Genomic DNA, 13837 nt, shown 5'->3' with positions numbered 1-13837 from the left:
TCACTAATGGAGGAAACTATAAATGTTTAAAAAATTCGTATTATCACTATCATTACTTGCATTACTAGCAGCTTGTGGAGGAAAAGAAGATGCCTCAGGGACAGTAGAAGATAAAGAAATTACAATTGGGGCTACATCTGGTCCTTATTCCGATATGGTAACCAAAGCTATAAAACCTGTTTTAGAAGAAAAAGGTTATACAATAGAAGTGGTTGAGTTTAGTGACTATATCCAACCAAACAAAGCGTTAGCGAACGGTGACTTAGATGCAAACCTATTCCAACATAAAATTTATTTAGAAAGCTTTGCAAAAGAGCATGAGTTAGATCTATCTGAAGTAATAATCGTTCCGACTGCACCAATGGGTATTTATTCGAAAGAGTTTAATTCATTAGAAGACATTGAAGATGGAAGTGCAATTGCCATTCCAAACGACCCAACAAATGCTGCCCGTGCATTGCTTATTCTCCAAGATGCGGGTTTAATTAAACTTGACGAGTCTGTCAATCCTTTAACAGTTTCTGAGAAGGATGTTGTTGAAAATTCGAAAAATCTCGTGTTCGAGCCAATTGAAGCTGCTCAGCTACCACGAGCTGTAGATAGTGTTGATTTATCAGCAGTTCCAGGGAACTTTGCACTGGCTGCTAAGATGGACTTACTTGATGCGTTAGTGTTAGAGAATATGCCGGATGACTACCGTAATCGTGTGGTTGTAAATACTAGCGATCTAGAAGCACAGTTCACAAAAGATATTAAAGAGGCAGTTGAGTCAGCAGAATTTGAAGCTGTTATTGATGAAGAATTTAAAGGGTTTGGTAAGCCTGAGTGGATGACTAAATAAAATGGGTGGGACGTGTCAGATTCTATTCTGGCACGTTTTTCAGCACTCTGTTAGTAAGCATTCACCCATAAGGCTTTGTATTAGCTTCATAGTGTAAGGTATTGCTATAATGGGGAACAATAGCAATAGTTAATTATAGGGAGGTATTACATAAATGACTGACAATCTTCAGCTTGCAACCTTTGCAGGGGGCTGCTTTTGGTGTATGGTTAAACCGTTTGATGAGCAACCAGGCATCCATAAGGTAGTTTCAGGCTATACAGGTGGTACAACAGAAAACCCAACTTACGAGGAAGTATGCTCTAATAAGACAGGTCATTATGAGGCTGTACAAATCACTTTTGATCCTGAACTTTATCCTTATCAGGAATTACTCACATTATTTTGGCAACAAATTGATCCAACTGACGAAGGTGGACAATTTGCAGATCGTGGGGAATCGTATCGAACGGCAATCTTTGTCCATAATGATGAGCAACGAGAGCTTGCGGAAGCCTCTAAAAAAGAATTACAGGTAAGCGGTAAATTTAAAAAGCCAATCGTTACTGAAATTATCACAGCAGGACCTTTTTATGAAGCAGAGGATTATCATCAGCACTATTACAAAAAAAATCCAATTCGCTATAAACTATATCGTACTGGCTCTGGAAGAGAGAAGTTTTTGAGGGACGCATGGAAGAATCAGGACAAGGATCAAGATTTAAAAACGAAGTTAACGCCAATTCAATACGAAGTGACTCAAAATAATGGAACCGAACCAGCTTTTCGCAATGAATTTTGGGATCATAGAGATGAAGGGATTTATGTAGATGTTGTATCTGGAGAGCCTTTGTTTAGCTCGAAAGATAAATACGATGCTGGTTGTGGGTGGCCAAGTTTCACTAAGCCAATTGAAAAGCAAACCATAAAGGAAGAACTCGATGTTACCCATAATATGGTGCGCACAGAAGTGCGAAGTAAGGAAGCGGATTCCCATCTAGGTCATGTTTTTGACGATGGACCACGTGATCAAGGTGGGTTACGCTATTGTATAAACTCAGCAGCACTCAGATTTATCCCTAAAGATCATCTTGAAAAAGAGGGCTATGGAGAATACCTTAAACTCTTTTAAGAAGAAAAGCACCCTTCTAGGCTGACTTTCAGATTGGTAACAACCTGAAGCAGTTTAGTAATGGGTGCTTTTTACTTATTTATATTCTTCTGCCTTTACATAGGGTAACAGAATGTAGAAAGAGGTTCCCTTTTCGGAACTTCTGACCGAAACAGAGCCCCCATGATTTTCAACCATCTTTCTAGATAGGGACAGCCCGAGTCCTGTACCTGTATCTTTGGTAGTGAAAAATGGATCAAAGATATGTTCTAAATGGTCCGTCGGAATGCCCTGTCCGTTATCGCAAAAAATGAGTTGAACTCTCTGCTTGTCTAGCTTAGTTTTAAGTTTAATTTTAAGTTGCATGTTCTTCTTTTTTGCTTCCACAGAGTTACGGAATAAATTTATAAAGATTTGTAGCATTTCTGAAGGGTTTATAAATACTAAACAATCATCTAACTCTGGTGAACAATCTAACACCATCTCAACATCATGTAAAAATGCCTCGCTTTTTAAGAAGGGGGCTATATGGTCTTGTATAAATTGATTCATATAAACCATTTCATCTTTAGGTTCAGACGGCTTTGCAATTGTTAAAAAATCAGTGATGATCTTGTTCGCACGATCGAGCTCAGGAATTAATAACGAATTAATTAGTTGAGCTGTTTCTGGTTTAAATTCATCTTTTAAGAATTGTAAGTATCCTCTAACTGTTGTAAGAGGATTTCGGATTTCATGGGCAATACCTGCAGCAATTCTACCTGCAAGTGCCTGTTTCTCAGATTCTTTAACTAAATTTAAGAATTGAAATGAACCTAATACTCTTTTTATCTCTCCAGAATGGTCACGATAAATACGTGTATTGTTTATACCATAGTTTGTATCAAGAACTTCACGGTCATAAATAGCCTCACCTGAATATAAGGTCTCTAATAGCATGATCAAATCATCTGGTAGATTAAGCAGATCACGTATATGCTTTCCTACTACTAAGTCTCTATCTACCCCAAGATCCTCGGCTGCTTTTTTGTTACATAATGTAATATTTCCCCACTCATTAATAAAAACAATATGGTGTGGTACAGTGTCGAAAATAGGTAGTAAAAACTCCTCAATCTTTTCAAAGGGAAGATCCTGATCTAATTGAATGTCATGAACAAACTCAGTTGGTGCTGATTTTTTTTCAATCTTAGAAAAAGTAGGAATAGTGGAAGAACCACGAGGTTTTTGAATCTGGACACCATGGTGGTAATCCTTATAGGAAATAAAAGATGGGTAATTAGATAGAAGAGAGCGATAAGCATGTATTTCCGCTTCTAATTCAGCAATTCGGTTTTCTTGGTCTTTAAAGGCATCCTTCATTTATGTACTCCTTGAATACGTTTGCAAATCATACACCTACTATATCATAAACATGGAATATCATAAAATGATAAATATAAGTAAAGCCAAGAATTTCTCTTAGCTTTACTTACCGTATTGTGCTCTTTTAATAAACGTTTTCTCATCCTCAACTAATCCGCAAGTTCCACATTGGACTCTTTTCTCCGGACCCTTATAAGGTAGGTGGAAGGGGTCCAAAGCATCATTGGTAAATTGCTGAACTACCTCACCAGTATGTGGATCCATTTTAATAGGAGTAGCTACTTGCTGAATCACATTAAAACGAGAACGATTTGTTTTACAGTTTGGACATAGGTATGGTTGTGTCATATACTATGCACCTCCTGTATTTACTATTTCCTACTATACTTTAAAATATGTAAATGTTTGTCTAATCATCATTATGTAATGAAGAGTGCCTGCATTTAGAAAAATTAATCTTCCGTATGTGTCATTTCTCCAGTTGTTTCATCATACAAAACGACGATCCCATTTGAAAAGGTAATTTTCCATAAGGTTTCAGATTGATGATGAAAAACGGACTCTACCGTCCCGTTAGTAGATTCATTTGAGTAATCCTCAGCCTTTTTTACAATTTCATCATAATCCTGCAGCAATTGAACTTCTTCCAGCTGTGTTTCTTGATGATTATTCCCTCCGATAAAGGTACAAGCACAAAGAAATATTAACACTAATACAGCTAGCAAACCTTTCTTTTTCAATTTAAATACCTCCTACTAGAGTACAAGCTATATAAAATGCTATTCATGAAATAGAAAAGATAGAAGTAAAAAATAATGGAACTTTTTGTAATGATATGAAAAAATTCGGTGATACTATCTTTGAATAATCATTAGTAGGATGGACCGTGAAGCTTCTAATAAAATTTGAGTCTTATCGTTACATTTTCTTCATCTTACTAAGGAAAAATATAAAAATTATTACAAGTTGAAGAAAGGGGATTAATTTGAAGGAACTACATTCATTTGCCTGGTATGCTGCAAGGATTTCACCACATCTACCCAAAAATGTATTTAAACCGGTACCTGGAAGACTTTGGGGAGGGCTTGCTTATCTACTTATTACAATTGCTGGTTTTATAACAATTGGTGCATTTAACTTAAATCCTTTTATTTATTTAGGAATCGCGGTAGTGTTAGGAACAAGCTTTGCTGCAATGGGGTTTTTAGGACATGAAATATTACATGGAACGGTTGTCAGAACTGCGTGGCTTCGTGATCTACTTGGTGCAATCGCATTTTGGCCATTAACAACTGGACCAAAGCTTTGGAGAAAATGGCATAACCTTACACATCATGTTCATACACAGCATGAGGAACATGATCCTGATGCATGGCCGACTTTTGAAAAACTCGCAAAAAGCCGTTTCTTACGCTGGGTTTATAAGTTACCACATTCCTACCGTGCTTTAGCGAGTTTTATTTCTCTTTCAGTCCAATTCACTCTCCATTCCACAAGAATGCTAACGCTTTATGTGAAGGAATTTAATCCAAAGAAAAGACCAGCTGTTTGGGTAGAGGCCATCTTACCTTGGGCAACTTGGATAGGTCTACTTTTTTGGTTTGGACCGATTAAGTGGTTCTTTGCTTTCTTACTACCACTATTAATTGCAAATTTTATTGTGATGATGTATATATCAACGAATCATCGATTAAATCCAATTACCGAAATTAATGATCCATTGGCTAATAGCTTGACGGTAACTGTTCCTAAATGGATAGATGTATTACATTTTAACTTTTCCTATCACACAGAGCATCATCTATTCCCGGGAATGAGCTCTAAATATTATCCTCTTGTAAAGGAACAGATTAAACGGATGTGGCCAGAGCGCTATCATGAAATGCCTCTAACTCAGGCTTTGAAGGCCCTTTGGAAGACACCTCGTTTATATTATAATAAAGAAGAGTTAATTGATCCTCAAAAAGGTCATGTCTTTGCTTCTTTAGGACATGGGTTAAACCCAAGTAAGATTACCACGATTAGAAGAGAAGTCTTAAACAAAAAACGTAAATTATTTGATGAGGAACAAAAACAAAAAAAGCTAATGAAAAACAGTAAAAAAGGAGTCTAGGTGTCTAGACTCCTTTTACCCTACACCTTAAAATCCAGCTAGCGACTTAGCATAGGCAATAGGGGTGGTTCTGATTTTTTTAAACAGTTTTTTCTTTTTTAATTTTTTTAAGCTTTTTGTTCCATAGACCCTATTATTTATTTCAAGTATATATGGATGTTTGTTCTTATCAATAATTACATCTATAGCTAGATCTCCATAATGACCAATCTGTTCATCAATTAAGTTACAAACGATTTTACACTTTTCAATAGTAGAATTAATAATCCCATTTGCTTCATTTTTATTCACCTTAAAGAGGCGTCTAACAGCTTTCTTACCTGTTAATAATTTTGATAGATATTTATAATTTGTTACGACACTATCTTTTGTAGCAATTCTTCCTACAACACCTTGGCAAACCCATTCTTTTTGAGGGTTTTTTTGAAAGTAAAAACGAAAATCAACTTTTTTGTCTTTGTATAATGAATCAATTCCTTGTTGAAGAATATATCCATGTTTATTACTTAAATTCTTTCCCAGATAATAAGCAATTTCCTCAATAAAATGACATACTGTTTTGTGACCATTACTGGTTTGAAAGGTAATGGAACCTTTTTCTTTTTTCGCAACTGTTATTCCTTTTCCTTGCATGCCTCTAATCGGCTTAATATAAATATGTGAGTGTTTATTGATCATCTCGAAAAAGTCATTGGGTTCGGTGTAGGGCATACTGTCTGGTACGTATTGTGAGGCTAATGAATCAGTCGAGCATACCTTCCAGAGCTTGTACTTATCAAATTGAGTTGAATTAAACAGTGTATTTCCTGTGATTTCAATGATACTTTTTCTAATCTTATGATTTAAACGAATTCTATTATATATAGAATCTGGGAACGGGAATGTTCCTTCTACCCAAACTCTATCTTCTTTATTAGTAGGAAGGAAATAATGTCCTTTAATTAGTTTGTCTTCAAAGTTTAAATCCTCTAATGAAAAAACATAAATAAGTCCGTTTATATCTTCGAAGTTTTTAAGTCTTGATTTTAAAACCTTACGCTTACTTGTTCCTAACGTGTTACTTGATTTTGAACTATTTAGTATTCCAATTATCGGACCTAAATGTAGTGTGTGGTCTTCAATATTAATCTCATAAGGAAGAGTTTCTGGTAAATCAAAGGGTAGTAATTCTTTAGAGATCCCAAGTGTAGTGTCTTCTATTTGTGGATCGGGTGTTACTACGACCTCGGCACTCCAGCTTCCAAGTTTTAACTGTAAGGAAGTGTTTAGATTATAATGCTCAAAAAACTCCTTAGAAACAAGAAGCTGATTCCCCGATTGGACATATTTAATTTTGACTTTCTTCATTATTAATCACCCTTAAAATTTTAAATTTACACAACATCGTATTCAATAAATTTAGAAGGGTTTGGACAAATATAAGAAAAATTCATGAATTGAATTAAATTAGACACAGGATCATGTAAGAATTTGGTGATGGAGGGCTTTGTGAAATGATTTGTAGGAAGTAAAAAAAAGACACTACTGTGTCTTGGATTTAAGATTGATATTAAAGATTAACCATGATATGATAATTATTGGTCGATATGTATTTTGGTGTATATAATAATATTACCCTATTATATCTTAACACGTTTAAACTGTGAGTGTCAATAGGGTCCTTAAAAAATACTAGGAGTGATGTAATGAGTATTTCAACTCAAGAATGGCATAACGAACAGGAACGAGTAAACCATGTAGTTCACGAAGTTGAAAAAAAATTAAAGATTATGCAGCAACACTTATCTAGTATGAAAACAGACATTGTTGAAATTAGAAAAAATTTCTGGGAAGATGTGCGTGTAAATGTAGACGAACCACATGAGTTAATTGAAACCTTTACTACAATTAAACAACAAGCAGAATTTTTATCTGAACGAGAACGGAGTCATGGCCATGGATATGGGCAAGTATCTAAGTTGGATCGATTAAAGAATAGCCCTTACTTCGGTAGGATTGATGTGACCTTTGATGAGGAAGAAAGGGTAAGTCAAGTTTATTTGGGGATCGCTTCCTTCCTGGACGAAAATGATCAATTCTTAATTTATGATTGGAGAGCACCTATTTCAAGTCTCTATTATGATTCACTTCCTGGTGAGGTAGCATATAAAACACCTTCAGGAACTGTTTGTGGTAACATGTCACTAAAAAGGCAGTTCATTATAAAAAATACTGAAATTAAAGGTATGTTTGATACCGGTCTTGCAATTGGAGATGAGCTGTTGCAGGAGGTGCTCGGTCAACATTCAGATACTCAAATGAAGACCATTGTAGCAACCATTCAAAAGGAACAAAACCAGATAATACGGAACGATGTGAGTGATGTTTTGGTTGTGCAGGGAGCAGCAGGTAGTGGAAAAACATCAGCTGCTTTACAGCGTGTGGCCTACCTTTTATATCGATATCGTGAAACTATTCAATCAGAGCATATCCTGTTATTCTCACCAAACTCCCTGTTTAATCATTATATTTCTTCTGTATTACCAGAACTAGGTGAAAAGAATATGCAGCAAACGACATATCAGGATTTTCTTCATAACAAATTAATTGATGATTTTAATATAGAAGATCCTTTTGAACAAATGGAATATACATTACATGGAGTTTCGCAGAATGATTACATAAATAGAATGGCATCCATTACCTATAAGTCATCTGAGGAATTCTTAAAAGTGTTAAATAGTTATGTAGACCAGTTAAATCAACAAGGATTAGTGTTCAAGGATATTTGTTTAGGTAACCGAGTTTTAATTCCTGCCCATGAAATAAAAGAATGGTTTTATCAACAGGATTCAAGTATCTCCATTCCGAATAGGGTCCAGCTTGTTAAGGAACATTTGCTAAGACAAATTAAAAAATTGGCTAAGCAGGAAATTCGTCAAAAGTGGGTAGAGGAAGAAATTCAGTATTTAGATAAAGAGGATTACTTAGAGGCGTATCAAAAGCTTCAAAAGAAAAATAAAAAGCAATTCTCCGACCAATCGTTTAATGATTTAGCCTTAGAACAGCAAGTACTCTCAAAAATGGTAATAAGAGAGCATTTTAGGCCCATCATACAACAAGTAAAGGACAACGGCTTTATTGATCTTCAAGCAATCTATAAGCGGATGTTTATAGAAGAAACTATTATACATGAGGACCTATTAGTTAATGTTCAAACTGAGTGGAAGGAGATCTGCCAGTTTACCATTCAAGCATTAGAAAGAGGACAGTTATTATTTGAGGATGCGGCACCGTATCTATTTCTAAAGGAGCAGATAGAAGGTACTCATAAAAACACATCAGTCCGCCATATTTTTATCGATGAAGCCCAGGATTACTCAATGGTTCAGCTTGAAACCCTTTATTTGCTATTTCCGAATAGTCGCTTTACTTTGTTAGGGGACTTTAATCAGGCGATTTTCCCGCAGTCTATTAATGGGACAATTTTTCAACAATCTCATTTGGGTGGCCAAAAGTCAAAAGAGACAATCACATTAACGAAAAGCTACCGCTCAACTAAACAAATTGTTGAGTTTACAAAAGAGCTGTTAGAAGACAGTGAGCATATTGAACCCTTTAATCGCGAGGGAGAACTGCCTGTTATATCGAAAGGAAATGGTGAACAGGATTTAGTTGTTCTGACAATCAACCAAATTCACAATCAGCTTAACAATGATGTATCTAATATAGCAGTTATTTGTAAAACCGCAGCAGAAAGTCAATATGTATATGAAAAACTTAAAAAGATGGCAGATATCAAATTAATAAAAGGTGAAACCTCAACATATGAAAAGGGTGTTGTAGTGGTACCGGCTTACTTAGCAAAAGGTATTGAATTTGACTCGGTTATTATTTTCAATGCGTCTGAATACGAGAAGGTAAATGAACAAAAGTTATTCTATACTGCTTGCACAAGAGCCATGCACGAGTTACTAATAAATTATGTTGGTGAAATGAATCCATTTTTAAAGAAGGTCCATACAGGATTATATAGGATGGATACTTTTAAAGGATAAGTTTGCTTATATAAAAGGAAGTCCAGAACCTTAATTTCTCTATGTGTTCTTCCTTTCATTAGATTTCGTATTTGCTTTTAATAAGATTAGTTATAATTAAACAGAATGAGGCTGGGACAAAACCTGTTACACCGGTCTCAAAGCCGAACAATCTCTCAATTAATTTACTATCAAATTATACTGTTTTCGTTTACTTTATTACTAATTAACTAGTTAAGCTAGATGAACATGGTTGTTCCATTGCGCTGCAAACACTCGCTTTCCGCGGGGAGGAATCTGAGCCTCCTCGGCTACGCCTGCGGGGTCTCAGCCTTTCCTCTATCTCCCGCAGGAGTCGAGTGTCTTCCGCTCCATTCCACTAGTAATTATAAAATAGAATGCAGTATCAACAAACCAACAATAAAGACCCGAACTAGTAGGTGAAAGATACATCAAAATATCACCTAATAGTTCGGGTGTATCACTGGCTGAAATCCTTATGTCCCAGCTTCTTTTCTTTTTATTGTGATTGCCTTTCTAATTGGGCAAGTTGTTGGCGCATTTCAGCTATGGGGAGCTGTTCCCCTATAAAAACTAAATTAGTTGGAATCTTCACCAGTTCCTTCATATAAAGTGGCATTCCGTATGAATACTGGAATAAATATAAAGAGTCTGAATGTGTAAATCTAATATATCCCTTAATCCGATATATTTGATCGGGCATATTTCTTAACCATTCCTCAAATAGCTCAAGGTCAACAGGTTTAGTGAATTTATAAACAAAAGTTTTTAAACGTAATTGTTGATCAACACGAATTTCTTCGTGTGCCTCTCTGTTTTTTCGCTGGGCTACTTGTATATCATCTAGATTGATGGCGGCGAAGGTTGTAAATAACAACTTAGCATATGGATTAATTTGTTGTATTTCAAAAGCAAGCTGACCTTGAACAGAATCTGAGAGTTCGTCAACTTTATTTAAAAGTAACACATCAGCATGTTTAACCTGTTCAATCAATAATGATTGAAGTTGTGGATTTAACGATTTACGATCCTTCCATCTTTTTGCATCTATTAAGCTAATAACTCCCTCTACATTGATTTTTTCCACTAGAATTGGTGACATACAGGCATCCACAACCTCAATTGGATGAGCAACACCAGTTGTCTCGATATAAATCGCATCTAATTGATGTACATGCAGAAGTTCTTGGAGCTGGGCTTCTAATTGTCCTTGGATTGTGCAGCAGACACAGCCGTTCAAGAGCTCTTTTAAAGGGGTTTCACCATCGACTGCGTCTGAATCAATAGATACTTCACCTAATTCATTCATTAGTACAGCAACTTTTCGATCTTCTTTTTTTTCCTGTAGCAAAATATTTCGAAGTAAGGTTGTTTTTCCAGCTCCAAGAAAGCCTGATAGTATATATATAGGAATTTTCATCGTATGTCTCCTCACTTTATTGATGTGTTAATAGTAGAAAAAAACGAGTCAGATAGCAAGCCAAAATGATAATGTTTAGTGACTCTAAGTAATTGTTTAATTCCTAGTTATATGGTATGTTTACTTATATATAAACAAGATTTTAAGAATCATATTTACAAAGTATATATGAAACTAAGAGTTTGAACATTTAGGGGGAAAATAGACAATGAAGTATGGATTTTGGTTACCAATTTTCGGAGGTTGGTTACGTAACGTTGATGATGAAAACATGCCGCCAACTTTTGAGTATGCAAAAAAAGTAATTCAGTCAGCAGAAGAGTGGGGGTTTGATACAACCTTAATCGCTGAATTATACCTAAATGATATAAAAGGACCTGAGCATGATTCACTAGAGGCATGGACAACAGCTGCGGCACTAGCAGCAGTTACAAATAAGATTGAAATTATGACTGCTATTAGACCTGGTTTTCATAATCCGGCAGTTGCAGCAAAAATGGCAGCCAATATAGATGCTCTTTCTAACGGTAGATTCACCTTAAATGTTGTTTCTGCGTGGTGGGAAGAAGAAGCTCGTCAATATAACGGGATTTTTACTGAGCATGATGAGCGCTATGCTCGTACAAAAGAATTTATTGATGTTTTAAAAGGACTATGGACAAACGATACTTTCACGTATAATGGAAAGTATTATAATATTCAGAATGCGAAACTACAGCCGAAGCCAGTTCAACGTCCTAACCCGATTTTATATGCTGGTGGGGAGAGTGAAGCAGGTAAGCAAACGATTGCTGAAAAATGTGACTCTTACGTGATGCATGGTGGAAGTGTAGAAGAAATTGCTGGGAAAATTCAAGATATGAAAGAGAGAAGAAGTCAACTTAAATTACCAGATTTCGGTAGTTTCGGAATGGCTGCTTATATAATTTGTCGAGATACAGAAGAAGAAGTACAAGCGGAACTTGCTCGTATTACAAATGTAAAAGAAGGTAGTGCTTATGCAGGATATAAAGATTTCACTAGCAAGTCTCAGCTTGAACAAGAAATCAAGCTTCAAGATTATTCAGTATCAAACCGTGGGCTTCGTCCCCAATTAATCGGAACGCCCGAACAAATCGCGGATCGTATCTTACAATATGAACAAGCAGGTCTTGACTTACTATTACTTCAGTTCTCTCCTCAACACGAAGAAATGGAGCGCTTTTCAAAACAGGTCATGCCTTTGGTTGAAGAAAAAAGAGCAACAAAAAAACTAGTAAACTAGTAGTGACGTTATAAGGAGGACATATAAATGGAAAAGATTTATGTAATTCATGAAAATGATGAATGGACGGTTCATTTAACGAAGCGTTTAAATGAATTGAATTTACCATATAAGGTATGGCATATGGCCGATGGGTTAGTTGACCTAAGCTCAATGCCACCAGAAGGTGTGTTTTATAGTCGTATGAGTGCATCCTCCCATACAAGAGGACATCGCTATGCCCCTGAACATACAACAGGTGTATTAGCTTGGTTAGAGCATCATGGTCGTAAAGTATTTAACGGCAGTCGTGCACTTCAATTAGAACTAAGTAAAGTACTTCAGTATATGGCATTAAATCAAGTTGGTGTACGTACACCGAAAACAGTTGCTGCGACAGGAAAAGAACAAATTATTGAAGCGGCTCAAAAGTTTGATGGCCTAAAGATTATTACGAAGCACAACCGTGCTGGTAAAGGTCTTGGTGTTCAGTTATTTGATAACGTGGCCGCGGTTAGAAATTATGTAATGAGTGATCAATTTGAAGAGCCAGTGGATGGGATTACTCTTGTTCAAGAGTATATCCAATCAACGGATAGCTCCATCACACGCTGTGAGTTTGTTGGTGGGAAATTCCAGTACGCTGTTCGAGTAGACACTTCAGAAGGTTTTGAGCTTTGTCCAGCAGAAGCATGTCAAATTGTAGATTTGTTCTGTCCAGTTGGCGAAGAAGTAGAAACTAAACCTAAGTTTGAAGTAATCGAAGGATTTAATGATCCCATCATTGAGTTATATGAACAGTTTTTAGCTGAAAATCAAATTGCTGTAGCAGGTATAGAATTTATTCGTAATGGTGACGGTGAAATATTCACATATGATGTCAATACAAACACGAACTATAACCCAGAAGCAGAAGCAAAGGCTGGTAAATTTGGAATGCTTGAGTTAGCTAAATTCTTAGGTCAAGAGCTGGGGCAATTAAAAGGTGCACTAGTAAGATAAAGAGCAGAAGACTTGCGAGTTAAGTAGCAAGTCTTCTTTCTTTTTGATGATAGAAAGAATATGATTAGGTTAAAAAAGGAGAACTTCATGGAGAGATGTGGTTGGGTAACAGAAGATCCGTTATATATTGATTATCATGATTATGAATGGGGGGTTCCTGTTTATGACGATTGCTTATTGTTTGAGTTTTTAAATTTAGAAGGGGCTCAAGCGGGCTTGAGTTGGATCACCATATTAAAAAAACGTGAGAATTATAGACAAGCTTTTGATGGATTCGATCCAAAAAAGATTGTCAACTATAATGATGAAAAGATTGAAGAGCTGCTTAAAAACGAAGGAATTGTACGTAATCGTTTAAAAGTAAATGCTGTGGTTGTCAATGCAAAAGCTTATTTTAAGGTAGTCGACGAGTTCGGTTCTTTTAAGGAATACATATGGTCGTTTGTAGGAGGAAAACCAATCCAAAATCATTTTAAGAGTATGGAAGAGGTTCCTGCAACCACCCCTATTAGTGAAATGATGAGTAAGGATTTAAAAAGGCGAGGATTTAAGTTTGTTGGAAGCACAATCTGCTATGCATTCATGCAGGCGGTTGGGATGGTAAATGATCATATTGTAACTTGCCGGTGCTATCAGAAGGTTGAGAAGTAGTAAGAAATTTAGCTAAGAAAGTCTAGGGGCTCCTTGAATAGTTGCCTCCTTTTTTATGTATTAGCTGTGTTAAAG

Annotated in this window: 12 protein-coding genes and 1 pseudogene; 8 read left to right on the top strand and 5 right to left on the bottom strand. The window is 36.0% G+C overall.

What is annotated here, in order from left to right; genetic code table 11:
• Positions 1-22: 22 nt before the first annotated feature.
• The 3 genes and pseudogenes from M1D60_RS13175 (at position 23) to msrB (ending at position 1952) form a co-directional block, all read left to right on the top strand.
• Entirely contained in the window at positions 23-841 is an 819-nt protein-coding gene (locus M1D60_RS13175) for a MetQ/NlpA family ABC transporter substrate-binding protein (protein WP_456275329.1), read from the top strand.
• 154 nt (positions 842-995) lie between these two features.
• Positions 996-1517: pseudogene (gene msrA, locus M1D60_RS13170) on the top strand (peptide-methionine (S)-S-oxide reductase MsrA); the annotation flags it as partial.
• 57 nt (positions 1518-1574) lie between these two features.
• Positions 1575-1952: a peptide-methionine (R)-S-oxide reductase MsrB gene (gene msrB / locus M1D60_RS13165; protein ID WP_456279443.1), complete on the top strand. Its 378-nt coding sequence runs from the start codon at positions 1575-1577 to the stop codon at positions 1950-1952.
• Positions 1953-2027: 75 nt separating this feature from the next.
• Here the strand turns inward: msrB and M1D60_RS13160 are convergent, their stop codons facing one another.
• From M1D60_RS13160 to M1D60_RS13150, 3 genes are all read right to left on the bottom strand, one after another.
• Positions 2028-3293, bottom strand: a complete 1266-nt coding sequence (locus M1D60_RS13160; protein ID WP_456275328.1) for a two-component system sensor histidine kinase NtrB — start codon at positions 3291-3293, stop codon at positions 2028-2030.
• Positions 3294-3398: 105 nt separating this feature from the next.
• Positions 3399-3644, bottom strand: a complete 246-nt coding sequence (locus M1D60_RS13155) for a DNA alkylation repair protein (RefSeq protein WP_456275327.1) — start codon at positions 3642-3644, stop codon at positions 3399-3401.
• 104 nt (positions 3645-3748) lie between these two features.
• Complete coding sequence (locus M1D60_RS13150) at positions 3749-4036, bottom strand: hypothetical protein (RefSeq protein ID WP_456275326.1); 288 nt, start codon at positions 4034-4036, stop codon at positions 3749-3751.
• Between the two features lie 245 nt (positions 4037-4281).
• Here M1D60_RS13150 and M1D60_RS13145 point away from each other — a divergent pair, with 245 nt between their 5' ends.
• Positions 4282-5409 (top strand): fatty acid desaturase family protein, encoded by a 1128-nt coding sequence (locus M1D60_RS13145; RefSeq protein WP_456275325.1) that lies wholly within the window; start codon positions 4282-4284, stop codon positions 5407-5409.
• A gap of 27 nt (positions 5410-5436) precedes the next feature.
• On the opposite strand, the gene M1D60_RS13140 is transcribed toward M1D60_RS13145, so the two are convergent.
• Positions 5437-6756, bottom strand: a complete 1320-nt coding sequence (locus M1D60_RS13140; protein ID WP_456275324.1) for a YheC/YheD family endospore coat-associated protein — start codon at positions 6754-6756, stop codon at positions 5437-5439.
• A 338-nt stretch (positions 6757-7094) separates the two neighbouring features.
• On the opposite strand from M1D60_RS13140, the gene helD reads away from it, so the two are divergent.
• Complete coding sequence (helD, locus tag M1D60_RS13135) at positions 7095-9446, top strand: RNA polymerase recycling motor HelD (RefSeq protein WP_456275323.1); 2352 nt, start codon at positions 7095-7097, stop codon at positions 9444-9446.
• Positions 9447-9945: 499 nt separating this feature from the next.
• On the opposite strand, the gene M1D60_RS13130 is transcribed toward helD, so the two are convergent.
• Positions 9946-10866 carry a CobW family GTP-binding protein gene (locus M1D60_RS13130; RefSeq protein WP_456275322.1) on the bottom strand — a complete coding sequence of 307 codons (921 nt, stop codon included), beginning with the start codon at positions 10864-10866 and terminating at the stop codon, positions 9946-9948.
• Positions 10867-11074: 208 nt separating this feature from the next.
• On the opposite strand from M1D60_RS13130, the gene M1D60_RS13125 reads away from it, so the two are divergent.
• The 3 genes from M1D60_RS13125 (at position 11075) to M1D60_RS13115 (ending at position 13762) form a co-directional block, all read left to right on the top strand.
• Positions 11075-12130 (top strand): LLM class flavin-dependent oxidoreductase, encoded by a 1056-nt coding sequence (locus tag M1D60_RS13125; protein ID WP_456275321.1) that lies wholly within the window; start codon positions 11075-11077, stop codon positions 12128-12130.
• Positions 12131-12157: 27 nt separating this feature from the next.
• A complete protein-coding gene (locus tag M1D60_RS13120) occupies positions 12158-13111 on the top strand; it encodes an ATP-grasp domain-containing protein (RefSeq protein WP_456275320.1) in 954 nt (317 codons plus the stop codon).
• Positions 13112-13198: 87 nt separating this feature from the next.
• Positions 13199-13762 carry a DNA-3-methyladenine glycosylase I gene (locus M1D60_RS13115; RefSeq protein ID WP_456275319.1) on the top strand — a complete coding sequence of 188 codons (564 nt, stop codon included), beginning with the start codon at positions 13199-13201 and terminating at the stop codon, positions 13760-13762.
• Positions 13763-13837: the final 75 nt, after the last annotated feature.

Source organism: Bacillus sp. AK128, from assembly GCF_053903075.1.
Note: the sequence above shows the minus strand (reverse complement) of the source record. Positions and strands in the feature narration are given on the sequence as shown.